Annotated in this window: 19 protein-coding genes, 2 tRNA genes and 1 pseudogene; 15 read left to right on the top strand and 7 right to left on the bottom strand. The window is 42.5% G+C overall.

Annotated elements, in window-relative coordinates; translation table 11 throughout:
• Window positions 1-179: 179 nt before the first annotated feature.
• A complete protein-coding gene (locus EES38_RS06295; RefSeq protein WP_124936318.1) occupies window positions 180-1,334 on the bottom strand; it encodes an Hpt domain-containing protein in 1,155 nt (384 codons plus the stop codon).
• Window positions 1,335-1,354: 20 nt separating this feature from the next.
• Window positions 1,355-2,353 carry a nucleoid-associated protein YejK gene (gene yejK, locus EES38_RS06290; RefSeq protein WP_124936317.1) on the bottom strand — a complete coding sequence of 333 codons (999 nt, stop codon included), beginning with the start codon at window positions 2,351-2,353 and terminating at the stop codon, window positions 1,355-1,357.
• 82 nt (window positions 2,354-2,435) lie between these two features.
• On the opposite strand from yejK, the gene EES38_RS06285 reads away from it, so the two are divergent.
• The 4 genes from EES38_RS06285 (at window position 2,436) to EES38_RS06270 (ending at window position 4,904) form a co-directional block, all read left to right on the top strand.
• On the top strand, window positions 2,436-2,660 hold the full coding sequence (locus EES38_RS06285) for a DUF1414 domain-containing protein (protein WP_124936316.1): 225 nt from the start codon (window positions 2,436-2,438) through the stop codon (window positions 2,658-2,660).
• Between the two features lie 34 nt (window positions 2,661-2,694).
• Window positions 2,695-4,509, top strand: a complete 1,815-nt coding sequence (locus EES38_RS06280) for a DUF3413 domain-containing protein (RefSeq protein WP_124936315.1) — start codon at window positions 2,695-2,697, stop codon at window positions 4,507-4,509.
• A 64-nt stretch (window positions 4,510-4,573) separates the two neighbouring features.
• Window positions 4,574-4,650 (top strand) — tRNA-Pro (locus EES38_RS06275).
• Between the two features lie 163 nt (window positions 4,651-4,813).
• Window positions 4,814-4,904 (top strand) — tRNA-Ser (locus tag EES38_RS06270).
• Window positions 4,905-4,955: 51 nt separating this feature from the next.
• Here the strand turns inward: EES38_RS06270 and EES38_RS06265 are convergent.
• Window positions 4,956-6,143: a cystathionine gamma-synthase family protein gene (locus tag EES38_RS06265; protein ID WP_124936314.1), complete on the bottom strand. Its 1,188-nt coding sequence runs from the start codon at window positions 6,141-6,143 to the stop codon at window positions 4,956-4,958.
• Between the two features lie 167 nt (window positions 6,144-6,310).
• On the opposite strand from EES38_RS06265, the gene EES38_RS06260 reads away from it, so the two are divergent.
• Window positions 6,311-6,790, top strand: coding sequence for an Lrp/AsnC family transcriptional regulator (locus EES38_RS06260; RefSeq protein WP_124936313.1), 480 nt, complete (start codon window positions 6,311-6,313; stop codon window positions 6,788-6,790).
• On the opposite strand, the gene ehuR is transcribed toward EES38_RS06260, so the two are convergent.
• Window positions 6,787-8,196 (bottom strand): MocR-like ectoine utilization transcription factor EhuR, encoded by a 1,410-nt coding sequence (gene ehuR / locus EES38_RS06255; protein ID WP_124936312.1) that lies wholly within the window; start codon window positions 8,194-8,196, stop codon window positions 6,787-6,789. The two genes, EES38_RS06260 and ehuR, sit on opposite strands and share 4 nt — an antisense overlap.
• A 291-nt stretch (window positions 8,197-8,487) precedes the next feature.
• On the opposite strand from ehuR, the gene EES38_RS06250 reads away from it, so the two are divergent.
• Together EES38_RS06250 and doeB are read left to right on the top strand one after the other, a co-directional pair.
• Window positions 8,488-9,675: a M24 family metallopeptidase gene (locus tag EES38_RS06250; protein ID WP_124936311.1), complete on the top strand. Its 1,188-nt coding sequence runs from the start codon at window positions 8,488-8,490 to the stop codon at window positions 9,673-9,675.
• Between the two features lie 10 nt (window positions 9,676-9,685).
• The gene (gene doeB, locus EES38_RS06245; RefSeq protein WP_124936310.1) at window positions 9,686-10,693 is read left to right on the top strand and encodes a N(2)-acetyl-L-2,4-diaminobutanoate deacetylase DoeB; all 1,008 of its coding nucleotides are present in this window, start codon (window positions 9,686-9,688) and stop codon (window positions 10,691-10,693) included.
• 58 nt (window positions 10,694-10,751) lie between these two features.
• Here the strand turns inward: doeB and EES38_RS06240 are convergent, their stop codons facing one another.
• Window positions 10,752-12,029: an NAD(P)/FAD-dependent oxidoreductase gene (locus tag EES38_RS06240; protein ID WP_124936309.1), complete on the bottom strand. Its 1,278-nt coding sequence runs from the start codon at window positions 12,027-12,029 to the stop codon at window positions 10,752-10,754.
• A 49-nt stretch (window positions 12,030-12,078) separates the two neighbouring features.
• Complete coding sequence (locus tag EES38_RS06235) at window positions 12,079-13,452, bottom strand: glutamine synthetase family protein (RefSeq protein WP_243694156.1); 1,374 nt, start codon at window positions 13,450-13,452, stop codon at window positions 12,079-12,081.
• A 228-nt stretch (window positions 13,453-13,680) separates the two neighbouring features.
• On the opposite strand from EES38_RS06235, the gene EES38_RS06230 reads away from it, so the two are divergent.
• The 7 genes and pseudogenes from EES38_RS06230 to EES38_RS06200 all read left to right on the top strand — a co-directional run bounded on the left by EES38_RS06230 (window position 13,681) and on the right by EES38_RS06200 (window position 21,045).
• Entirely contained in the window at window positions 13,681-15,012 is a 1,332-nt protein-coding gene (locus EES38_RS06230) for a glutamine synthetase family protein (RefSeq protein WP_124936308.1), read from the top strand.
• A gap of 24 nt (window positions 15,013-15,036) precedes the next feature.
• Window positions 15,037-16,383: pseudogene (locus EES38_RS06225) on the top strand (aspartate aminotransferase family protein); the annotation flags it as partial.
• Between the two features lie 80 nt (window positions 16,384-16,463).
• Entirely contained in the window at window positions 16,464-17,528 is a 1,065-nt protein-coding gene (locus tag EES38_RS06220; protein WP_439333242.1) for an extracellular solute-binding protein, read from the top strand.
• A gap of 61 nt (window positions 17,529-17,589) precedes the next feature.
• Window positions 17,590-18,744, top strand: coding sequence for a polyamine ABC transporter ATP-binding protein (gene potA / locus EES38_RS06215; protein WP_124936305.1), 1,155 nt, complete (start codon window positions 17,590-17,592; stop codon window positions 18,742-18,744).
• Complete coding sequence (gene potH / locus EES38_RS06210) at window positions 18,741-19,646, top strand: putrescine ABC transporter permease PotH (protein WP_124936304.1); 906 nt, start codon at window positions 18,741-18,743, stop codon at window positions 19,644-19,646. Before potA ends, potH begins: the two co-directional genes overlap by 4 nt.
• Window positions 19,646-20,485, top strand: coding sequence for an ABC transporter permease subunit (locus EES38_RS06205; protein ID WP_124936303.1), 840 nt, complete (start codon window positions 19,646-19,648; stop codon window positions 20,483-20,485). Before potH ends, EES38_RS06205 begins: the two co-directional genes overlap by 1 nt.
• A gap of 17 nt (window positions 20,486-20,502) precedes the next feature.
• Window positions 20,503-21,045, top strand: coding sequence for a cupin domain-containing protein (locus EES38_RS06200; RefSeq protein WP_124936302.1), 543 nt, complete (start codon window positions 20,503-20,505; stop codon window positions 21,043-21,045).
• A 66-nt stretch (window positions 21,046-21,111) separates the two neighbouring features.
• On the opposite strand, the gene EES38_RS06195 is transcribed toward EES38_RS06200, so the two are convergent.
• Complete coding sequence (locus EES38_RS06195; protein ID WP_124936301.1) at window positions 21,112-22,599, bottom strand: aldehyde dehydrogenase; 1,488 nt, start codon at window positions 22,597-22,599, stop codon at window positions 21,112-21,114.
• 261 nt (window positions 22,600-22,860) lie between these two features.
• On the opposite strand from EES38_RS06195, the gene EES38_RS06190 reads away from it, so the two are divergent.
• Entirely contained in the window at window positions 22,861-23,559 is a 699-nt protein-coding gene (locus EES38_RS06190) for a glutamine amidotransferase-related protein (RefSeq protein ID WP_124936300.1), read from the top strand.
• Window positions 23,560-23,803 lie beyond the last annotated feature (244 nt).

Here is a 23,803-nt window from a genome sequence, read left to right as displayed (position 1 = left end):
TCTCCGTGTATTCTCGTTAAACTAAAACCCCCACATCTATAAGTGGTTTTGGGGCAAATCTCAAGCTCAATTTAACATATTTGTATTGTTTTTTTTGACTTTATGACAAATTAGAGCTTATACAGAAAAATAACGTACAGCATTCGAAAATAACAGGTATTTATATTATTTTTTCTCACCTATACACCCAATCGCTCTTTAATAAGCGAACTTGTCGATACAAACGCAAACTCAAGATTTTGAATCTGAGCCTGAGTCGGTCGTTGTCCGCTTTTGGCGGTAGTTTCAATTTCGGCACAAGCTTGGCGTAGACTCTCAGCAGCAATACTTCCTGAAGCACCTTTTAGGGCGTGAGAAATACTTTTGAGCTCTTTTATCTGATTTGCGTTAAAAGCTTCTTTAATTTTATTTAAATCCCCATCGTGGTCTTCAATAAAAACAGTCAGCAATAAACGAATCGATTCTTCATCATCATTAAATGATTGCCGTAACTTATCAAAGTTAATGGCAGGCTCTAAAGACACATCTTGAGGTACTGATTCTGGTGAAAAGTCCACATATTGAATATTCTTTGTCCCAGCACTTCTTCTTTTGAAATAAAGAAACATGAAGAACACAAAGCTAACAACCACATAAATGAGTACGTACTTTTTAATTCTTTGATGCAGTAGGTGATGCAAATAATCGTATTCTCTATCCAGTTCAACAGAATGCAACTGTTTGAAGGTATGAGAAATAAGAGCTTCTTTCTCTAGCAGTCGATTCGCGAACGATAACACTACATCAACAGCCTCTTTGTCCGGCTCTGATAAGTCTGATCCAGCCAAAAATAATTGGTCTAACTTGCGATAAACAACCGGATCTTGGTGTTGACTAGAAAAAAGAGCATAGAAGATATGTGACTTTGCCTGTTGAATCAGGTTTTTTGCTCGCATTGAATAATCATCTGCAGAATTAAAATCTTGGATGAATTCCGCAAGAGTCTGTATTTCGTCCATAGTCACGACAGCATACTGAAGCTGTGCAGTACGATCATTCACAATACTTTTGAAATACATGGTGTCGTTAAAGGAGCCATTCCACACGGATTCGGATACGAGGAGTTTCAGCTCAGTTGTCACTAAACCCAATTCATTCTGAACCTGAGACGCGACATTTTGCCTCTGAAACCGGCCCTCAATTACCAATTGTTTTGCGCTATTGAGATGCTCTTTAATGACGTTGAGACGATCTTGATTGACGACATCAGAAACGAGTAACGCCACAACCAGACTAGAAAGTACCAACCAAAAGCCAAAACATAGGTATATCACTTTTGATTGGTACCATTTCATTCGTAAATTCCTCGGGAAAACTAGGATTTTGTCAGTTGATGCTTAAGATTTGGCGGTGTTCCTTTAATTGTTAACGTGTCTGTTTCTGGGTCATAAAAGACTCTTTCCCCTAAAAGAAGACTGTCAAAACTGATGTTCAAACCACCACCAGCACCAACAAACTTCGTTAACTTTTTCACAGTAGAACGATCACCCGGAAACGTCTCTTCTAACTCATAACCGTTATCCTTGGTGTAATCATAAAAGCTATTGCCTTCTGGGCCTGAGGATAACTCACCAGAAAGCTCTTTTACACTCACTTCATCGCCACTTTTTATCTGGTCGTTACAATAATCATAGACCTGTTTTTTGTACTCGCGAGATTCGTTTTTATCTAGTTTAGAATCAGTACAGTAATCTTCTACTGCCTGCATTAGAACCAAGTTTTGTTGTTTCGTATCTAAACCCACATCGGCCTGGAGAAAATCAAGGAAGAAGTCAGCCACTTTGCGTCCTACTCTTCCTTTAATAAAACTCAAATAACGATTCGATTCAGGATCCGATTCATACATAGAGAGATCAATTCGTGCTGCGATATCCATGTGATTGATATCTAGATAATCGGTCGCACTGATGTCTAGACCTTCTGTGACTTTCAGGCTTTGACTGGTTGGCAGTAGTGCAATAAACAAATAATGCGTCGCAAGAGACTGGTATTCCGCCAGTACGAGAATTCCTTCATCAGCAAAGGGATATTTGGAAATTTCATCTTTCAGCTTTTTTGCACAACTCTGTGAAAAATCGTAAAAATTTAATTCATTTTTCTTTAATTGTTGCAACCAGTGCTTCATTTCGCTGTCTGAGCTGAAGATACCAAAGCCTTTTGCTGCTTTCGAATTAAAAACTCGATGTAATTCAGCGACTAAATTATTGGTTGATGGTGTATTCTCTAATGCTTGAGAACGGAAGTTAACAACAAGTTCTTCTGAGTCATTTTTGCTCAGTTGATGCAAAATAACGTTAAATAGGTCTAGGCTCATGAGATTTTATATGTCTTCTGGTTTCAGTTGGAAGCTATAGTAGGTTATCATAAGGCGTTTTTCTATCACCATTAGAGTCCATATGCCTATACAATCTAAATACAGTGACCAAAAAATCGAAACCATACTTGCAGAAGTTGCCGCTGTTTTTGACAAACACAATGCATCATCTGACTTGGTGTTGATGATTGCTGGTAATATTGCAACTAACGTCATCAACCAGAAGATTTCAAAAGAACAGCGCGTATTGATCGCAGAGAAATTTTCTCAGGCGTTAATGTCGTCAATCGAAGGTTCTGTTCACTAAGTTAATGAACACTATAAGCGGATAAGAAAACAAGATGGTAGATAGCGGAAATACCTACGGAGAACGCGTATCTCGACTCGTTGGCTGGGGACATTGGTTTGCCTTTTTCAACATTATTGCAGCAATGCTTATCGGGACTCGCTACATCAGCCAATCACCTTGGCCTGATACCTTCTTAGGACAGTTATATCTTGCAGTATCGTGGGTTGGCCACTTTGGATTTCTGGTCTTTGCTCTTTACCTCTTAATACTGTTTCCTCTGACCTTTATTCTTCCCACGAGCCGAGTATTCCGCTTTGTTGCTGTATGCTTTGCCACGTTTGGGCTGACGGTATTACTGATTGATACACAAACGTATCAATCATTTAATTTCCATTTAACGCCTGTTGTTTGGGAACTCATCTTCAGTGAAGAAAACAGTGCTATATCAGCAGATTTGCAGCATCTATTTATCCTTTTACCACTCATTTTTGCTGTGGAACTCGGATTGGCTGAATGGGTTTGGCGTAAGCAACGCAGACTCTCGCATAAGCATATCGGTCGACCACTCGCTGCCATATTTTTTATCGCCTTTATCAGCAGCCATCTAATTTATGTCTGGTCTGATGCATCATTATACTCACCAGTGACAAGCCAGCGCTCTAACTTTCCGCTCTCCTATCCAATGACGGCTAAGTCGTTTATGGAACGACACGGTTTATTGGATAGAGACGAGTACCGTAAAAAGTTAGAAGAAAAACAGAAGCAAAATGTTGATCTCGTTTCTTATCCTTTGGAGCGACTAACATTCAACAGACGCCCTAACGATTTAAATGTGTTGGTTGTTAGCGTAAATAATCTACGCTCAGATCGACTGAATCCAAAGGACATGCCACATGCATCAGCCTTTGCGAGTATGAACCAAAACTTCGTCAATCATTACAGTTCAAGTAATGACATGTTTGGCATCTTTGGTTTATTTTATGGCTTACCTAGCAGCTATGCTAGCAGCATAACAATGCAAGGAACGTTGCCCGTTATTATCGATACGATGAAAGATCAGGGTTATCACTTTGGACTGTTTAGCGGTGATAATTTTGATGATTCACTCTATTCAAACACAGTGTTTAAAGATCTGCCGCTACAGCATGTAAACTTTGACAGTAGCGATAGCCGTTCTAAAGACGAACAGACCATAGAACAATGGTCAAGCTGGGCAAGTACTGCTAAATCACCATGGTTTAGTTACCTTGAACTGGTCACAGTAAAAGACTTTGGCGCAATTAATCAAAAAGCAGATGACAAAGCAACATCAGAACAAAACCTGATTAATAACTATAATCTGTCAGTTCAAACTGCAGATATCGAGCTCAGCCACCTGTTTAAAAAGCTCAACGAAAACGGCTTAATGGATTCAACGGTCGTGGTTATCACGTCGAATCACGGAACCGAATTTAACGAAACAAAGACAAATTCTTGGGGTGCCAACACTAACTACAGTCAATATCAGCTAAAAGTCCCGCTCGTTATTCACTGGCCAGGAAAAGTGGCAAATGTTTATGCACATCGTACGAGTCATCTGGACCTTTCAGTGACTTTGCTGCAAGACATGCTAGGTGTGTCCTCTAATCCATCGGACTTCAGCAGTGGGCGCAATCTATTCAACGAAAAACCTCGTCGTTGGATTCTAGCTGGCGATGCACGCGAGTTGGCTCTGATAACCAAAGACGAAACGACAGTGATTGATAAATTTGGCAACTTCAAAGTGTTTGATAAAAACTACCACAGAGAGCCAGATGAAAACCCAACACTCCCTGTATTAATGCAAGGTTTAACCGAACTGCAGCGTTTTTATGCAAAGGATAATTAAATCATAACTTTAGTCATTGCATCATCTTGACTAATCATGGCAAAGCGATTAGATTGTTTGCCATCGGACTGTAGCGCAGCTTGGTAGCGCACCGTCATGGGGTGTCGGGGGTCGGAGGTTCAAATCCTCTCAGTCCGACCATACACCTAAAAGGAGACTTGTTAAAAGTCTCCTTTTTTCCGTTTTAAAAGCTCTAAAAATGGCCGCTAGTCATGTTTTTCGTCTTAACTGCCTATAAATAAACCAGTTAGCACTTCAAATACTTTACTTATTAATAAGATATCGTTACTATTCTTGCCACTGCGGAGAGATGGCTGAGTGGTTGAAAGCACCGGTCTTGAAAACCGGCATACGTTAATAGCGTATCTAGGGTTCAAATCCCTATCTCTCCGCCACTTTCACAAAAAAGCTGTTGATTTTCAACAGCTTTTTTGTTTCTATATCATTCAAATCTTATCTAATGCAAACTGCAAATCCTCGATTAAATCGTCTGCGTCCTCAATCCCCGCAGAATATCGGATTAAACTTTCAGGTATGCCTGCCGCCTCTCGCTCTTTGGGTGATAACTCAACATGACTCGTTGTCTTTGGCGGCCCGACTAGCGTCCCAACTGAACCCAAGCTAGCCGCTTTGTGCGCAAACTGTAAGCTCTCCAACACAGTAACAACATTTTCAAATCCGCCTTTAAGAGAGAAACTCATCATCCCCCCGAAACCTGTCATTTGCTGACAAGCAATATCGTACCCAGGATGACTCTCTAACCCCGGATAATAGACGTTTTCTACTTTTGGATGATGCGCCAAAAATTGTGCGACTTTGAGTCCATTTTCATTGTGCTTTTCAACTCTTAAGGACAGTGTTTTGAGCCCACGCAGAATCAGATACGCCGATTGAGCATGCAGCGTTGCCCCTGTAATTTCGCGATAGTGGAAAATCAGATCAATCAACTCCGCTTTGCCAACCGCGATGCCGCCCATAACATCGGAGTGGCCATTAAGATACTTTGTCGCGCTGTAGACAACAACGTCCGCTCCGAGCGTGATCGGCTTCTGGTTGATAGGTGTGGCAAACGTATTATCTACCACGACGATTGCTCCATGCTCATGTGCCAGAGTAGCAATCCTCTTTATATCGACGACTTTTAATGTTGGGTTGGTAGGAGATTCGAGATAAACCAGTTTGCATCCCTTACGTATCTCATTTTCTATGGCAACAGTATCATTCGTATCGCAAAGACACACATCAACATTTTGTCTCGGTAGAAAATCTATAAATATTTTATTGGAGCCACCATAAGTATCTTTTATCGCAACCACTTTTTCGCCCGGGGCGAGTAAAGAAAAAAGCGTATTACTAATTGCAGCCATACCAGTGGAAAAACTGGTCGCCGCTTCTCCCCCATCGAGAATTTTCATTTTTTCTTCAAGAACAGATACGGTTGGATTGGTATTACGCGAGTATATATGTCCCTCTTTTTTTCCTGTGGCGACATCAAACCACTCATCCATGCCTTCATAGCCGAATGCGACTGATTGATGCACGGGTACATTAATTGCGCCATCAGCGTATAAATGACTCTCCCCAGCCCAAACTGCCAATGTGTTGTTGCGGCTCTTTCCTTGTTGCTCAGACATATTGCACTCCTTTTTTGCTCAGATCGTCCGTTTATTTAAACGAATTAGTGAGATAGTCATTGCCTACACAGTAAAGTTAAACGAAAAAGGACAACATTTGACCGCGTTTATTGACTGTTTTAGTATGAAAAAACGCTTTTTAAGGATAAATAACGCGGGAAACAGGCATGGAAAATTTAGACAGGATCGATGAAGCCATTTTATCTCAGCTACAACGTAATGCCCGGCTCACTTCCGAAGAGTTGGGACAGATAGTCAATCTATCGCCATCAGCCTGCCAAAGAAGGATTAAACGATTAAGAGAGAAAAATATTATTCAGTCTGAGGTCGCGATAATTGATCCTAAAGCGATAGGTCGAGATATTTCGATGCTCGTTCTCGTCACGCTAGAAAGGGAAAGGAATGATATCATTGATAGCTTTAAACGCTCGGTAAAATCGACACCAGAGGTAATGATGGGATACTACATTACGGGTGAAGCCGATTTTATGCTTATTGTGACAGCAAAGAGCATGGAAGAATACGAACAGTTTACGCAGCACTTTTTCTACGATAACCCCAATATCAAGAGCTTCAAAACGATGGTAGTAATGGATCGCATAAAAGCGGGGTTTGAGCTTCCAATTGGAAATTTAGAACCGATCTAGACAATAAAATCCGACATAGGTGGATTCGTCGATAATATCTCATTCACTACGGACAGACCGTATTTTACGTACTCTCTGTTTGTTTCCGATCCCAGACTCATTCGAACAAATGGAATCGGTACATTTGGGTCAATGACAAAAGGTTTGTAAGAAGTCATTAAAACGCCTGCACTTTTCGCCGCTGTAACAAGCCCGTCACTCGTCCAACCTTCAGGTAATTTAAGCCATATGTGCTGACCATTCGGGTGTGAAAAATAGCGATGACGCTTAAAGATACTCGCAGCTATGATCTGTCTTTTGGAAAATTCTTCAGTCTGAAAAGCCATTAAAGAGTGCAATTGACCGTCACAAATCCACTTGTGAATAATTTCAAAAGGTAATGGAGTAGCAGCCCAACTCGTTGCAGCCAGTCGTCCACTAGCATGTTGTAGAAAGTGCCGAGGAACCGATAAATAACCAGCGCGAAGTCCTGGTGCTACGGTTTTTGTAAAGCTGGTTACATAAAACGCCTGCTGCGGTATAAACGACGTAATGGGTGGTAAACGATTCAGCTCCAAAGCACCATAAACATCGTCTTCAATCACATAGATATCATGCTTTAACGCCAATTCCGCTATTTGTTCGCGGCGACTCAGGTCCATATGAGCACTTGATGGATTAGACATACTACTGGTGCAGCTCACAGCTTTGATTGATTTATTTCGGCAAGCCCAATCAAGTGCATCTGGAGTAATCCCATACTCATCCATTTCAAGAGGTACTAAGTGCAGTCCCAACATCCTTGCGCGAGAGATCAGTCCATGATCAACCAATGTCCCACAAGCTATATGATCACCAAATTCCAAAACTGTACTGAGAGCTATGGTCAGTCCATGGCACGCACCATTAATCAGAAGTAGTTGTTCACTATCAATATTCAGTCCCTGACTTTTTAAGTATATTGCACCTGACTCCAAATGATGAGGTTGTCCGGCAACGGGTTTCGCTTTACCCAATAAATAGCGATTATCTTGTTGATGGGCAATATCAATCAGTGCCTGATTAAATAGAGTAACCATTTCTTCGGTAACAACAGCATGGGCAATCGAAAGGTCAACTTCTTCTGGAGCGGTACGTAAGTCGCTCGTCAGCATAAATTCACTGTCGGTATTATTATCCGTAAAGCCTGGCTTAACAAAGGTTCCATTTCCAGTCCAGGACTCAATTGCCCCTTTCTTTTCTGCATAGCTGTACGCCTTACTTACCGTCTGAACACTCACGCCAAGTTGCTCGGCAAATTCTCTGTGAGTGGGTAAGCGCGTCCCAGGAGAAAGTAATCCACTTCGAACAGAGTCGAGGAGGTAGTCACCAATAGAAAGATACTTCGCCTGGCCATTTTTTATGATCGGGTTCAAATAAATTGTCATGACACAATGTTTTCGTTGATCCTTAAAATTCACAAATTTAAAGTTTTATTAACACAAAAGCGAAACAATCACTCTAATTTGAGAGGCTGGTCACGTGAGATTGTTAATATTGTCATGATTGTAATGGGTTAATTAAACCCACACTATTTCATTCATTTGAGGGGGAGAATCGACCAAAAGACAATGAGTTGACGACAGGCTTTAATATATTTTGAACCATTGCCAACTCAGGTATTCAGCGTCTCCGACGTGCTTATCAGGACATCGGAATAGTCATAAGGAGAAAGGGATATGAGAGACGTTGCGCTTAACTTCACTTTAGAAGAATACCAAACACGATTGAGTAAAGTGCGCCAGCAGATGGTGGCACAGCATATCGATATACTTATCGTACATGACCCATCGAATATGTCTTGGCTAACAGGCTACGATGGTTGGACATTCTACGTTCCTCAATGCGTCGTTCTTAGCCTTGAAGGTGATCCGATTTGGTTCGGCCGACAACAAGATGCAAATGGAGCCTTGAGAACAGTCTATATGGATGACGAACACGTCACCTCCTATCCAGAATACTACATCATGAACCCACCCATTCATCCAATGGAATTTTTGGCTGATTCAGTTCTTCCGCAACGCTCTTGGGATAAAGGGCGTATAGGGGTAGAGAAGGACAACTACTATTTCAGTGCTACTGCATATGAAGCTCTGGTTACGCATTTGCCCAAAGCGCAACTCACCGATGCAACTGGCTTGGTCAACTGGTGTCGCGCTATTAAATCACCGCAAGAACTTATCTTCATGTCAAAAGCGGCACGAATTGCTGAAAACATTCATCGCGTTGCCATGGAACTGATCGAACCCGGTCTCCCTAAACATCACCTTGTTGCCGAGTTAAACCGTCAGTCGATTCTTGGCCATGATACAGATTATGGGGATTACGCAGCGATCGTTCCTTTACTCCCTTCAGGCAGTGATGCTGCTGCGCCTCATTTGACCTGGAATGACAAACCGTTCAAGCGTGGTGAAGGCACATTTTTTGAAATTGCAGGCGTATACCGCCGTTATCATTGTCCGTTATCCCGAACCATATTTCTCGGCGAACCGAGTGATAAATTCAAGCATGCCGATGAAGCATTAAGAATGGGGATCGAAGCTGGACTTGCAGCTGCTAAGCCTGGTAATACCTGCGCGGATATAGCAAACGCCCTACAAAACGTGCTCGAGAAAGCCAATATCTCACGCTCTGGTGCTCGCTGTGGATACCCTATAGGCATCAGTTATCCGCCAGACTGGGGAGAACGAACAATGAGCCTGAGAGAAAATGACCACACGGTATTACAAGAAGGCATGACATTTCATTTCATGCCCGGTATGTGGTTCGACGACTGGGGGCTAGAAACCACAGAAAGTATTGTCATAACAAGTAAAGGAGCGGAAACGCTTTGCCATTATCCCCGAGAATTACTTGTTAAACAGTAGGTAGCACTTTATGCAGAATACATCGATTAGCCCAACAGTAGACTACGAAAAGGATGGCATTCAACACGGTTTCCTCAGCCTCCCCTATTCACATGACGAATCCGCTTGGGGCTCGATCATGATTCCAATTACAGTAATTAAAAACGGGGATGGTCCTACATCCCTTTTAACCGGAGGTAATCATGGTGATGAATACGAAGGCATTACCAGTTTACTCAAGTTAACCCAGTCATTGAAACCAAGGGATATTTCAGGTCGAGTGATCATTATTCCCATGATGAATCATCCCGCGGTTGTCCATGGCAGCAGAACCTCACCAATCGATCGGGGTAATATGAACCGTTCATTTCCGGGTAATCCAACCGGTACGATCACGGAAAAAATCGCCGATTATTTCAATCGCTATCTAATTCCTCTGTGCGATTATGCGTTGGACATACATTCTGGCGGGAAAACTCTCGATATCCTGCCGTTTGCGGCAGCACACAGACTGAACAATGCCGTTCAGGAAGAATCCTGTATTTTAGGCGCCAAATTGTTTGGCGCACCCTTCACCATGATCATGCTCGAAATGGATGCCACTCAGTTATACGACACGGCAGTCGAACAACAGGGAAAAATCTTTGTCACCACAGAACTGCGAGGTGGAGGTACAACCTCTCCGGATACAATTGCCTACGCAGATAGGGGAATTCGTAATTTTCTAAGATTTACGGGGCAGCTATCTGGCGACTACGAACGTTGCGAACAAAAAAGCAGGCTGATCAATATGCCTGACCAAACTTGTTATATAAAAAGTGAGCACAAAGGAATTGCTGAATATAAATATAAGCTGGGTGACTATGTTCAGCAAGGTGACACACTAGCAAACATATATTCACTAGAGCGAACCGGACAACCTCCAATTCAATACCAAGCATTAAGAAGCGGGATACTCGCCGCTCGCAGGCACCCTGCGAAAGTTGAAATTGGGGATACACTGGCGGTCATTGCCGAGGATCTGGGCGAACTATATTGAGACAGAGAACTCTTGATAGAGGGCACTTTGTCGCCCTCTAATTTGAAACAAAAAAGGATTAGAGTAAATCGCGGATTCGATAATAACTCATCGCAAGTACCAAAGCGGGTGTTCTTAATAATCGTCCACCAGGGAAGGGATAGTGAGGAATACGCTCAAAGACATCCAAACGTTCAGCCGTACCTGATACAGCCTCAGCCATCAGCTTACCCGCAATTCCTGTTGCTGCAATACCATGTCCAGAGAAGCCCTGAGCATAGAATACATTTTTAGCAACACGACCAAAATAGGGAGCACGATTCATTGTGATACCAACATAACCTCCCCATGCGTAATCGATTTTCGTTTGGCTCAATTGAGGAAATACATCAATCATGCGTTTTCTCATCGTACCTTCAATGCTTCTCGGATCGATACCAGAATAGCTACAACGTCCGCCAAACAACATACGGTAGTCAGCAGAACAACGGAAATAGTCCAGAACAAAGTTGATATCACACGCTGCTATATGATCTTTCATCAAACCTAAAGCAACATCTTTACCCAATGGCTCTGATGCACAGATATAAGTCCCAACAGGCATCACCCGGCTTTCTAGTTTGAAATCAAGACCGCTCATGTAAGCATTACAAGCGAGAACAGAGTAGTCAGCAATAACGTGACCATTTTCTGTTTCCAGTTTAACAGGCGCACCATGCGTGATTTTGTTAACTTTACTTCCTTCGTAAAACTCCACCCCTAGGTCGCGAGCTGCTTTCACCAAACCCAGTGTGTAATTCAGGGGATGCAAGTGACCACTATTTCGGTCATACATACCAAAGGTATATCTTCCACTATCTATATGTTGACGAACTTCGTTCTGATCCCACAACTCAAGAGAATCATACTCGTACTTCCCAGTAAGACTGTCGTACCACTCTTTAAGCTCTCTATCGTGTCTCGCCTTAACGCCAAGATGAGCCATGCCATCACGCCAGTCACAATCAATATCATATTCGCTGATATAGGACTTGGTGGTAGACAATGCCTCAACAGAAAGTTGCCACAACGATTTAGCATCACTCTCACCCACCAATTTTTCGAGTGTCCCCTGCTCGCTCGCCCAACCGAAAATGGCTTGTCCGCCACTTCGACCAGAAGCCCCCCAGCCAACTCGTTCCGCTTCAAGAACAATGACTTTATATCCCTTCTTCGCAAGCTCTAAAGCAGTCACCGTACCAGTAATACCAGAGCCAATAACACATACATCCGCTTTGTGCTCACCAGTTAACTCCGGAAAATCGAAGCTTTGATTAGCACTCGCAGCGTAATACGAACTCGTATGCGGTTGTTTCATCGTTTGTTATCCTTAACTTACTAATTTAATCCTTTAATCAGCTCCCTAATTACATGTACCACTGATATTCCAGTGGCGATACTTGGGAAAAGAAATGCACCTGTTCGCTGTGTTTGCTTTCATGGTAAACATGGCAGAACTGGGATGTTAAACGTTTCGCGAGAACCTCACTTTCGTTAAACCTCTCTAATGCCTGAGGCCAAGATAGGGGTAAAAAGTTATCGCCTTCCAACTCATAAGCATTGCCTTCGATAGCTTCAGGAGGTTGAATATGAGAGTCGATACCTTCGAGCATCGTGGCCAAAATAACTGACACCACAAGATACGGGTTACAGTCTGCACCGGGAACACGATGTTCTACGCGGGTGTCCTCAAGGTTGCCAGAAGGGATACGAAGCGCTACGGTGCGATTATCCCACCCCCAGTTTGGCCATAAAGACACGAACATGTTGGGCTGGAAACGACGAAATGAATTCGCGTTAGGTGCCAAGATTGCCATTGTCTCAGGCATAAACTTCAAGATTCCACCAATCGCGTTCTCAAAAGTAGAGGTTTGTTTGCAAAAGATATTATCGCCTATTGAGTCCAATAAGCTGATATGGATGTGACATCCATTACCCGCGTGTTCAGTATAGGGTTTTGCCATAAAGTTCGCTTCAAAGCCATGCTTTCTTGCCACCGCTTTAATCGCACGTTTCATCAACATGGCCTGATCACATGCCTGAAGAACGTCTTTATTGTGATTCAGATTCACTTCAAACTGACCGGGAGCATACTCAGCAATAATATTCGATGCTGGTATACCCTGGATTTCACAAACACTAATGACTTCGTCGATGAACCCTTTGAATTCATCTAACTCTTCTAGCGAATACACTTGAGTTTGCGTCATCCGTTTACCACTGATAGGCATCAATGGCGGTTGTGGACTGCCTTCACTATCCAATTCAATATCTTGCAAATAAAATTCAAACTCGACAGCCACACAAGGATAAAGTTGATAATCCGCCATCGCTTGAAGTTGTCTTCTCAACACCTGTCGAGGATCCGCAAAAAATCCCTGAGTCTGATCCCGATTCGACATTGTAATTACAGCTTGAGCGACGCCTTCTTTCCAAGGAATAACTTTCAATGTATCAGGGATAATTCGACAGATTCGATCACCGTCACCACGATCAAAACCAAGCCCAGTTTCTTCGACAGTTTCACCAGTAATATCCAGTGCAAATACAGATGCTGGCATACATATGCCATTTTCGATGACTTTAGGCAGCATAGAGATAGGAATGCGTTTTCCTCTCTCCATTCCATTCATATCGAACAAAATCAAATCAACACTGTTAATATCAGGATTCTGTTCTACAAATCTTTCAGCTTCAGAAAGATCTTCTGCCGTCATCCATTTTTTTCTTCCTTGCCCCATTTTCGATATCCTTACCATGCAGCTCAAAAAACAGACTGATTTTAAAATAACCACAATGTTAATTATATTGCAACACTTCATTCACAATATCGCTGAAAAACTTATTTCTTATAAAAATAGTTAACAAAGCGTTTGACAAATGACCAATTTCTCGGCAATTCTAGATTTCATGTTGTTACATAAATGTTTCAATAAACTTTACACAGCTAAACATGGACAGAGGCTGATATGGATATCATTAATAAATGGTTCACCGAAAATCGGATAACAGAAGTTGAGTGTCTGGTCCCGGATATTACGGGAAATGCTCGCGGTAAAATTATCCCTGCGCACAAATACATTCTTGACCAAGGCATGAGACTGCCTGAAAGTTTGTTCTTCCAAACCGTGACTGGCGACTGGCCAGACGACGACAGCATGATAGACCTGACCGAGCGAGACATGCATCTCGAACCGGATCTGAATACCATTCGCTTTGTTCCATGGGCAAGAGAACCGACCGCACAGATTATTCACGACTGCTTCCAGTTTAATGGTGAGCCAGCAGAAATTTCTCCACGTAGCGTACTAAGAAAAGTGCTCAAGCTATATGAAAATGAAGGATGGACGCCCGTCGTTGCTCCTGAGCTGGAATTTTTCTTAGTAAAACAGAATCTCGACTGGGATTATCCGCTACAACCCCCTATTGGACGTAATGGTCGCCCCGAAACAGCCAGACAATCATTTAGCATCGATGCCGTGAACGAATTCGATCCCCTATTCGAAGAAATGTACGACTTTTGTGATATTCAGAAGCTGGACGTCGATACTCTGATTCATGAATCTGGCGCAGCGCAAATGGAGATTAACTTCGACCATGGAGATGCTCTGGAGAGTGCTGACCAAGTATTCCTGTTTAAGCGCACTGTTCGTGAAGCCGCAATGCGACACAATGTTTATGCAACATTCATGGCCAAACCAATGGAACGTGAGCCTGGCAGTGCCATGCACATCCATCAAAATATTATTGATGCACAGGGAAATAACCTTTTCAGTAATGAAGATGGCTCCAATAGCGAACTGTTTATGAATTATATCGGAGGAATGCAACGATATACTCCAGCCGCGATTGCATTTTATGCTCCTAACGTGAATTCATATCGCCGATTAATCTTCGGCGACTGCGCTCCAACAAACCTTGAATGGGGTGAAGACAACCGAACTGTGGGATTACGAATTCCGATTTCAGGTCGTTCCTCACGACGTATAGAAAACCGCTATGTTGGCGCGGATGCTAACCCCTATCTGGCCATGGCAGTCAGCCTCGCATGTGGTTACTTAGGGATGAAAAAGAAAATTACACCAACGTCCATCTCAACTGATGATACAAGCCAAAATCCATATACGCTTCCTCACACGTTAGAAGAAGCCCTACTGTTGCTTGAGAATTGTGATGAATTGAAAGAAATTTTGGGAGAGCGATTTATAGCCGCTTATATCGCCATCAAACGCAAAGAATATCAAACTTTCTTTCAGGTCATCAGCTCGTGGGAACGAGAGTTCCTATTACTTAACGTTTAATCAGCTAGAAAAGAAAAGGATTTCAAGATGTCTGAATTAGTCCAATACGATGCTGAGCACTGCTTCCATCCTTTTAGTAATTACCATGATTTAAATACCAAAGGCTCTCGTATGATTGAGCGAGCTGAAGGTATTTATATCTATGACGAAACTGGTCATCAAATACTTGATGGAATGTCTGGTCTGTGGTGTGTCAACTTAGGATACAACTGCCAGCCTTTGATAGAGGCAGCTACCAAGCAACTTAGTACGCTACCGTATTACAACCTATTCTTCCAAACATCTCATCCACCAGCGGCCAAACTGGCAAAATTACTTGCGGAAATTACCCCTGAGGGTATGAATCACGTTTTCTTTACCGGTTCAGGCTCAGAATGTAACGATACGGTTGTACGTATGGTGCGTTACTACTGGAATAATTTGGGTAAGACCAGTAAGAAAGTCATTATCGGCCGTAAGAATGCCTATCACGGCAGTACCATTGCTGGCGCAAGCTTGGGTGGTATGGAATTCATGCACAAACAAACCGGATGCCTAGTACCTGATATCGTTCATATCGATCAACCCTATGCGTTCGGCGAATACGATGGCGACGATATCGAAGCCTTTGGTCTGGAAAGAGCTCGTCAGTTAGAAGCTAAAATTCTCGAGCTAGGTGAAGAGAATGTTGCAGCATTTATAGCGGAACCTATTCAGGGTGCTGGTGGCGTCATCATTCCACCAGAAAGCTACTGGCCGGAGATTCAACGTATCTGTGATAAGTATGAAATTCTCCTCGTTGCAGATGAAGTCATTTGTGGTTTTGGCCGTACCGGAGAATGGTTCGCCAGTGAAACATATAACATTCGTCCCGACCTTATGTGTATGGCTAAAGGCATTACGTCTGGTTATCTGCCTTTAGGTGGCGTCATGGTAAGAGACAATGTTGCCGATGTGCTCAAAGCCGCCAACTCAGAATTCGCTCACGGATTTACCTACTCTGGTCACCCAGCCGCCTGTGCTGTCGCTATCGCAAATATTGAAGAGATGCAGAAGAGAAATATCGTTCCGACGTTGAAAGAAACGATCGTGCCTTACTTCGCAGACAAATGGAAAGAACTCGAACAGCATCCTCTTGTCGGCCAGGCGCGCAGTAAAGGCATGGTTGGCGCTATCGAATTAGTCCGCAATAAATCGACCAAAGAGCGCTACGACAAAAAATTAGAAGTTGGTACACAGTGTCGTGAAAACTGTATTGCTAGTGGTTTAGTTATGCGTGCGGTAGGCGACACAATGATCGTTTCACCACCACTTATCATTACTAAAGAAGAAATCGACTTGCTCGTTGAGAGAGCAATATTAGCACTCGACAAGACACTTGCTGGTTTGTAGTTCTTGTCAAACATAGTAACCCCCAGGGATTGGAGAACCATATGTTAAGTAATATTAAAAAGACAGCTTTAGTGGGGCTGATGGCAGCGTCACTAACGGCTGTTGCCCATGCTGAAGAAGAAAAAGTCCTCAACGTTTATAACTGGTCTGACTATATTGCCGAAGATACAATTGCCGAATTTGAAAAAGAAACCGGCATCAAGGTCGTTTATGATGTATTTGACTCTAACGAAGTGTTAGAAGCCAAAATATTATCAGGTAATACAGGATTTGACGTCGTTGTTCCTTCTAATGACTTTCTTGGACGTCAGGCAAAAGCGGGCGCATTTATGCCGCTCGACAAAGAAAAATTACCAAATTATGCAAATCTCGACAAACAGCTAATGAAGATGCTGTCTGATTCTGTTGACCCGGGTAACAAGTATGGCGTGCCTTATTTATGGGGGACAACGGGTATCGGCTACAACGTTAAAAAAGTCAAAGAGCTTCTTGGTGATGATGCACCAGTCAACAGCTGGGATCTGGTTTTCCAACCGAAGTATATGGAAAAACTTGGTACCTGTGGTGTTGCATTCCTGAATGCGCCAACAGAAATCATGTCAACAGCATTAAACTACCTAGGCAAAGATCCAAACTCGACGAATCCACAAGATTATAAAGACGCCCTAGCCATGCTAGAGAAAATTCGTCCTTACATCACTTACTTCCATTCATCTCAATATATCAATGACTTAGCTAATGGTGATATCTGTGCGGTTATTGGGTGGTCTGGTGATGTAATGCAAGCTGCGGACCGTGCATCAGAAGCCAAGAATGGCGTAGAAATAGCGTATTCAATTCCAAAACAAGGTGCCTTGGCTTGGTTTGACATGCTAGCGATACCAAAAGATGCTAAACATCCAGAAAACGCGCTTAAATTTATTAACTTTATCTTACAGCCTAAAGTTATTGCCGACATTACGAACTATGTCTGGTACTCAAATCCAAACATTCCTTCACGTGAATTTGTCGAGAAAGATATCTTAAACGATCCAAGCATTTTCCCAACGCCTGAAGTACAAGCAAAACTGTACACAGCAAAAATGCTACCGATGAAAACGACACGAGTCCTCACTCGTACCTGGACTGATTTCGTTAAGAACTAATCAAGGAAATTGTCCCCAGCGCTTGCTGGGGACAAATGGATTTTGTAGACAAGGAGTCGTTATGACTGTGTTATCCGTTGAGTCAGAACCTATAGAATCGGATGTGTCACTAGACCTCGCCCCAAAAGAAAAAAAGCCACTATTACAAATTAAAGGGCTGACTAAAGAGTTTGAAGGTCAGGCTGCCGTAGACAAGATTGATCTCACCATCAATCAGGGTGAAATTTTTGCTTTGTTGGGCGCATCTGGATGTGGTAAATCAACGTTATTACGAATGCTGGCTGGTTTTGAGTCGCCAACTCAGGGGCAGATCATCCTTGATGGACAAGACCTCTCGAAAATTCCGCCATATAAACGCCCTGTCAATATGATGTTTCAATCGTACGCATTGTTCCCTCATATGACTGTCTTCAACAACATTGCGTTCGGATTAAAGCAAGATGGTATCTCCAAGAAAGAGATTCAAAAGACCGTTGAAGAGCTTTTGAAACTCGTTCATATGACAGAATATGCCAATCGAAAACCACACCAGTTATCCGGAGGACAACGACAGCGTGTTGCTCTTGCCCGTAGTTTGGCAAAAAAACCAAAACTGTTGCTTCTTGATGAACCAATGGGCGCATTGGACAAAAACCTCCGTGAACGGATGCAACTTGAGATTGTGGACATTCTCGAACGCGTTGGCGTGACCTGTGTTATGGTGACTCATGATCAGGAAGAAGCGATGACAATGGCTCACCGTATTGCCATTATGAATAAAGGTCAATTCGTGCAGATAGGTGCTCCTGAATCAATTTACGAGTCACCAAACTCACGTTTTAGTGCTCAGTTCATTGGCTCAGTCAATATTTTTGAAGGTGTGCTTGAAACGTCACGCAGCGACCGAGCTGAAATCGCCTGCCGCGATATAAGTAAGCCAATCATCCTTAATCATGGTATCTCTGCTACTCCGGGAACCGAACTAATGGTGGCGGTTCGCCCAGAAAAAATGTTCTTGTGCCATGAAACGTTAAGCCAAGGAAATACTTGCTCGGGCATCGTTGAAGACATCGCATACCTCGGTAGTCAGTCAATTTATCATGTGCGCTTACCTAGCGGAAAACTGGTTATCGCGTCAGTGCAAAACGTTAGCCGGGTCAATACTAAAATGCCAACCTGGAATGATCCTATCAGTCTCTATTGGGAAATGGACAGCGGAGTGGTGTTAACAATATGAAAATAATAAACCGCATAAAATCCGTTCCCTATGCGCGTTTAGCGGTGATGGGGATTCCTTATACCTGGCTTTTATTGTTCTTTTTACTGCCATTTATTTTTGTTTTTAAGATCAGTTTTGCAGAGGCACAATTATCCATCCCTCCTTATTCAGAACTGCTTAATTTTGCTCATGAGCAGCTACAAGTTTTTCTCAATCTGGGAAATTACCTGTATCTGATTCAGGATGATTTGTACATATCCTCGTACCTCTTATCACTAAAGATAGCCTTTATATCAACGTTTCTCTGTTTACTTATCGGCTTTCCAACCGCATGGGCAATTGTGCATTCGAAACCAGCAACTCGAAATGTACTTCTTATGCTGATCATTCTCCCTTCTTGGACGAGTTTCCTTATTCGTGTCTACGCGTTAATTGGACTTCTTAAAAATAATGGCTTATTGAATAACTTTCTCATGTCGATTGGTTTGATCGATCAGCCTTTGAGAATTTTGCATACTGATTTAGCTGTGTATATCGGTATTGTTTATACCTATTTACCTTTTATGGTGCTGCCAATCTATACCGCACTGATGAAGGTCGATTATTCATTCGTAGAAGCCGCATTTGACCTTGGAGCCAGACCATTTAAGGTATTATTTCAAGTTTTATTACCACTAACTAAATCCGGCATTATCGCAGGCTCCATGTTGGTATTTATTCCCGCAGTGGGCGAATTTGTTATTCCAGAGTTACTCGGCGGTCCTAATTCGATTCTTATTGGGCGCGTTCTCTGGCAAGAATTCTTTAACAACCGAGACTGGCCAGTTGCTTCTGCAGTTGCCATTGTTATGTTACTCATCCTGATGATTCCAATCCTGTGGTTCCATCGCTATCAGAAACGCGAATTGGAGAACTCATAATGAATGCAATCCCTGTTTACAACTCAAAATGGAAATGGCTAATACTCGGATTGGTGATGTCATTTCTCTATATACCCATTTTAATTCTCATCGCCTACTCATTTAATGAAAGCAGATTGGTGACTGTCTGGGCAGGTTTTTCAACAAAATGGTATGGTGAACTATTCCAAGATGATCAGCTAATCGGCGGTCTTAAACTTAGCTTGATGATTGGTATCATGGCTGCATCAGCCGCAGTCGTATTAGGCACAATTGCTGCGTTCGTATTGCAGAGATTTGGTAAATTCCGCGGAGAGACCAGCTTTGCATTTATGATCACGGCACCGTTAGTTATGCCTGATGTCATTACTGGATTATCACTGCTGTTGCTGTTTATTTCTTTAGGTCAGTATTTCGATCTCTTCGCTCACCGAGGAATGATGACGATCTGGATAGCCCATGTGACCTTCTGTACAGCCTATGTTACTGTTGTTGTTAGTTCACGCTTGCAAGAGCTTGATCAATCAATAGAAGAAGCCGCTATGGACCTTGGAGCGCCACCATGGAAAGTTTTCTTTCAGATCACAATACCAACTATTGTTCCTGCCCTTTTTGCAGGATGGTTGTTAGCCTTTACGCTTTCTCTTGACGATCTTGTCATATCCAGTTTTGTTTCAGGCCCTAGCTCAACAACATTACCAATCGTCGTATTCTCAAGTGTTCGCTTGGGAGTCAGTCCTAAAATTAATGCTCTGGCTACACTCATGATCCTAATTGTATCGTGTGCGACCTTCTTAGCTTGGTGGCTCATGGCCAGATCAGAGAAAAAACGACGGAGAGAAATGCGTTCTATTACCTAACCAGTTTGGAGAAACTTATGGATGTGGGTAACCAATTAAAAGCCATTCGTACAATGAAAGGTGTTTCGCAGAGAGAACTAGCGAAACTTAGTGGGGTTACCAACTCCATGATCTCTCAAATAGAAAAAAATCAGGTGAATCCTTCCGTGGGTTCACTGAAAAAGATCTTGGATGCTATGGACGTTTCTATGGGTGAATTTTTTACCATGGATATAGAAGCGGAAGAAAAAATATTTTATACACCAGAAGAGATGGTCGATTTAGGCGATGGCACCGTGCATATGATGTTGGTCGGAAGCCAAAGAGCGAACCGTAAACTTACAATGATGAGAGAAATTTATCCTCCAGGGGCAGATACTGGGACTGATTTCATGAAACATGATGGTGAAGAAGGTGGTATCGTTTTGAAAGGTGAAATTGAAATCATTATTGGCAGTCAAAGTCGTTTATTAAAAGCTGGCGATTCCTACTACTTCGATACTCGCAAACCACATCGATTTCGCAATAAAGGAAAAGTGGAATGTGAGCTCATTAGCGCCGCTACACCAAACACTTTCTGATGACGATATTTTGAATTGAGACCAAATGAAAAAGGAGCTTTAGAAGCTCCTTTTCATATTTATACGTTAATCCAACTCAATCCAGGTAGATTTGAGTTCTGTGTATTTTTCTATCGCATGCAGGGACTTGTCTCGACCATTACCACTTTGCTTGTAGCCACCAAATGGCATTGTCATATCACCACCATCCCAGTTATTTACGAAAACCGTGCCAGCACGTAATGCTCGTGAGCACCTTACTGCCTTAGAAACATCACTGGTCCAAAGACCAGCGGCCAAGCCATATTCACTGTCGTTAGCAATCGAAATCGCTTCCTCGACAGAGTCGAAAGGAATAACAGACAACACTGGGCCAAATATCTCTTCTCGTGCAATGCGCATATGAGGTGTTACATCAGCGAACACTGTCGGCTCAACATAAAAGCCGCCTGTTTCTTTAAGAATTTGCTTACCACCACACGCGAGCGTAGCTCCCTCTTTCAAACCAATATCAATGTAACCAAGAATTTTTTGCATCTGCTGCTCATCGATGATTGCTCCCATCGCCGTATCAGTTGATAGAGGATTACCGGGTTGCCAATTCTTAACACTCTCTTTGAGCTTGGCAATCACTGTAGAATACAGAGAGCTATCAACTAAGAGGCGCGATCCTGCTGTACAGACTTCACCTTGGTTATAACAAATTGCTGCTGCTGCTGTTGCAACCGCTTTGTCCAAATCTTTAACATCAGAGAAAATAATATGGGGACTTTTACCACCACACTCCATAAAGGTTCTTTTGAGATTCGACTCCCCGGCAAATGTCAGTAACTTTTTACCTACCGCCGTCGAACCGGTAAACGTAATACAATCGACATCATTATGGAGCGCAAGAGCCTGACCAGCTTCATGACCAAACCCTGGAAGAACCTGAAAAACGCCTGCTGGAATTCCGGCTTCAAATGCTAATTCGGCAAGAAAAATGGCTGACAGTGGGCTTTTCTCTGATGGTTTAACAATAACGCAGTTTCCAGCAGCCAAAGCTGGGCCTAACTTCCATGAGGCCATAACCGAAGGGAAGTTCCATGGCACAATCGCAGCCACAACGCCTAATGCCTCACGAGTCACAAGCGCAAGGGCATCTTGTGTAACCGGGGCTACTTCGTCATAAATCTTATCTATCGCTTCGGCATTCCACGCAATACAACGGGCTGTGGCAGGCGCATCGTAACCTGTAGTATTGGATATCGGTTTTCCTGCATCAAGTGATTCTAATAAAGCGAGTTTTTCAATATTTTTTTCGATAAGCTGGGCAAAATTCAATAATACTTTTTTACGTGCCGAAGGCTCCAAGCCAGACCAACAACCACTTTCAAAGGTGTTTCTCGCCACCTTCACCGCGAGGTCAACATCTGCTTTGTCACATTGGGCAATATTTCCCAGAGCCTCACCTGTTGCCGGATTAATATTTTGAAATGTTTTCGAACTTTGAGCGTCGACTAGCTTGCCGTCAATAAATGCCTGAGTTGAATATGAAACTTGCTCAGCAAGAGCGTGCCAAGATTGATTGTCCATAATATTCCTTGTTCTGCTCGTTTGATTTAAACTGGTACCAGATTCACTCCACCACAATTCATTCAACATTCCTTTGAGCGAATTAGGTAAATCAACGCACCATACCTGAGTTAGATGTTAAATATTTTTAATTTTTGTTTACCAAAAAGGCAAAAATATTTACGATATTGTTAAGTATACTAGATCATTCTAGTAACCACATCAAGATTGAAGCAGGACACTGACTGCTTCCACAATCAGATACAAGGAAAGGTCTGAGTCATGAAAATCGGTATTATTGTTTGTGACACTGTTGCACCAGAGTTATCAAAAGATTTTGGTGAATATGCAGATATGATTATGGCGACCATCAAACCCTACGGTCACTTTGAATTTCAACTTTTTAACGCGGTCGAACAACAACTTCCCTCGCAAGACGATACCTATGATGCCTACATCATTACAGGCAGTACACACGATTCCTATGCGGACTTACCATGGATAAACAAACTGGCAGATTGGATAAGGATGTGTGATAAGCAAGAAAAACGTCTCATTGGGATTTGCTTTGGTCATCAAATTATCAGTCTTGCGTTAGGTGGTAGTGTCAGAAAATCAGAGAAAGGCTGGGGAATTGGCATGAGTGTTAATGATATCAAACAGCACCCAAGCTGGATGTCTGATAAGCCTGAACAACTTCATTTACTGGTAAGTCATCAAGATCAAGTCATGAGTATTCCAAGCTCAATGGATATCGTCGCATCCAGTGAATTTTGTCCATTTTACATGTTATCCAAAGACAACCATATTTTAACCGTTCAAGGACACCCAGAGTTTTCGGTTGAATTTGACCGTGTGCTCGTCGAACGGAAAAAGCCATTATTAACACCAGCCCAATATGAACATGCACTCGAAAGCCTGTCTCTTACACCTCACTCATCATTAGTAATGAAATGGTTCGCGCAGTTTATCCAACAGTAAAGAATGGCTGACTCCTTTCCAATTAAACGCCATTGATTGTGAAAGAGTTGGCTTTTATTATTGATAAAACTAATTATTGCACTAGAATCACATATTGATTGAAAATACATCATCAAAGATTCATTTATTTTCAATGACCTATAGAATAGTCGCTCATAATTTATCACTTAAACGTTAAGAGCGAATATTATTCTCTAGTCTCTGGGTAAATTCAGACTGCCTTTTTTCATAGTCAGTTGATTTT

Origin of the sequence: Vibrio viridaestus, from assembly GCF_003856525.1 — a bacterium.
Taxonomy (GTDB): Bacteria; Pseudomonadota; Gammaproteobacteria; order Enterobacterales; family Vibrionaceae; genus Vibrio; species Vibrio viridaestus.
This window is presented reverse-complemented; position numbering and strand designations above follow the sequence as displayed.

Bases quoted from the DNA above. Each gene is read 5' to 3' on its own strand.
- EES38_RS06295 (WP_124936318.1), bottom strand. From the start codon at position 1,334: ATGAAATGGTACCAATCAAAAGTGATATACCTATGTTTTGGCTTTTGG.
- EES38_RS06260 (WP_124936313.1), top strand. From the start codon at position 6,311: ATGGAAAATTTAGACAGGATCGATGAAGCCATTTTATCTCAGCTACAA.
- EES38_RS06200 (WP_124936302.1), top strand. From the start codon at position 20,503: ATGGATGTGGGTAACCAATTAAAAGCCATTCGTACAATGAAAGGTGTT.
- EES38_RS06280 (WP_124936315.1), top strand. From the start codon at position 2,695: ATGGTAGATAGCGGAAATACCTACGGAGAACGCGTATCTCGACTCGTT.
- EES38_RS06195 (WP_124936301.1), bottom strand. From the start codon at position 22,599: ATGGACAATCAATCTTGGCACGCTCTTGCTGAGCAAGTTTCATATTCA.
- EES38_RS06265 (WP_124936314.1), bottom strand. From the start codon at position 6,143: ATGTCTGAGCAACAAGGAAAGAGCCGCAACAACACATTGGCAGTTTGG.
- EES38_RS06240 (WP_124936309.1), bottom strand. From the start codon at position 12,029: ATGAAACAACCGCATACGAGTTCGTATTACGCTGCGAGTGCTAATCAA.
- potH (WP_124936304.1), top strand. From the start codon at position 18,741: ATGAAAATAATAAACCGCATAAAATCCGTTCCCTATGCGCGTTTAGCG.
- EES38_RS06205 (WP_124936303.1), top strand. From the start codon at position 19,646: ATGAATGCAATCCCTGTTTACAACTCAAAATGGAAATGGCTAATACTC.
- doeB (WP_124936310.1), top strand. From the start codon at position 9,686: ATGCAGAATACATCGATTAGCCCAACAGTAGACTACGAAAAGGATGGC.
- EES38_RS06235 (WP_243694156.1), bottom strand. From the start codon at position 13,452: ATGGGGCAAGGAAGAAAAAAATGGATGACGGCAGAAGATCTTTCTGAA.
- potA (WP_124936305.1), top strand. From the start codon at position 17,590: ATGACTGTGTTATCCGTTGAGTCAGAACCTATAGAATCGGATGTGTCA.
- EES38_RS06285 (WP_124936316.1), top strand. From the start codon at position 2,436: ATGCCTATACAATCTAAATACAGTGACCAAAAAATCGAAACCATACTT.
- EES38_RS06220 (WP_439333242.1), top strand. From the start codon at position 16,464: ATGGCAGCGTCACTAACGGCTGTTGCCCATGCTGAAGAAGAAAAAGTC.
- EES38_RS06190 (WP_124936300.1), top strand. From the start codon at position 22,861: ATGAAAATCGGTATTATTGTTTGTGACACTGTTGCACCAGAGTTATCA.
- yejK (WP_124936317.1), bottom strand. From the start codon at position 2,353: ATGAGCCTAGACCTATTTAACGTTATTTTGCATCAACTGAGCAAAAAT.
- ehuR (WP_124936312.1), bottom strand. From the start codon at position 8,196: ATGACAATTTATTTGAACCCGATCATAAAAAATGGCCAGGCGAAGTAT.
- EES38_RS06230 (WP_124936308.1), top strand. From the start codon at position 13,681: ATGGATATCATTAATAAATGGTTCACCGAAAATCGGATAACAGAAGTT.
- EES38_RS06250 (WP_124936311.1), top strand. From the start codon at position 8,488: ATGAGAGACGTTGCGCTTAACTTCACTTTAGAAGAATACCAAACACGA.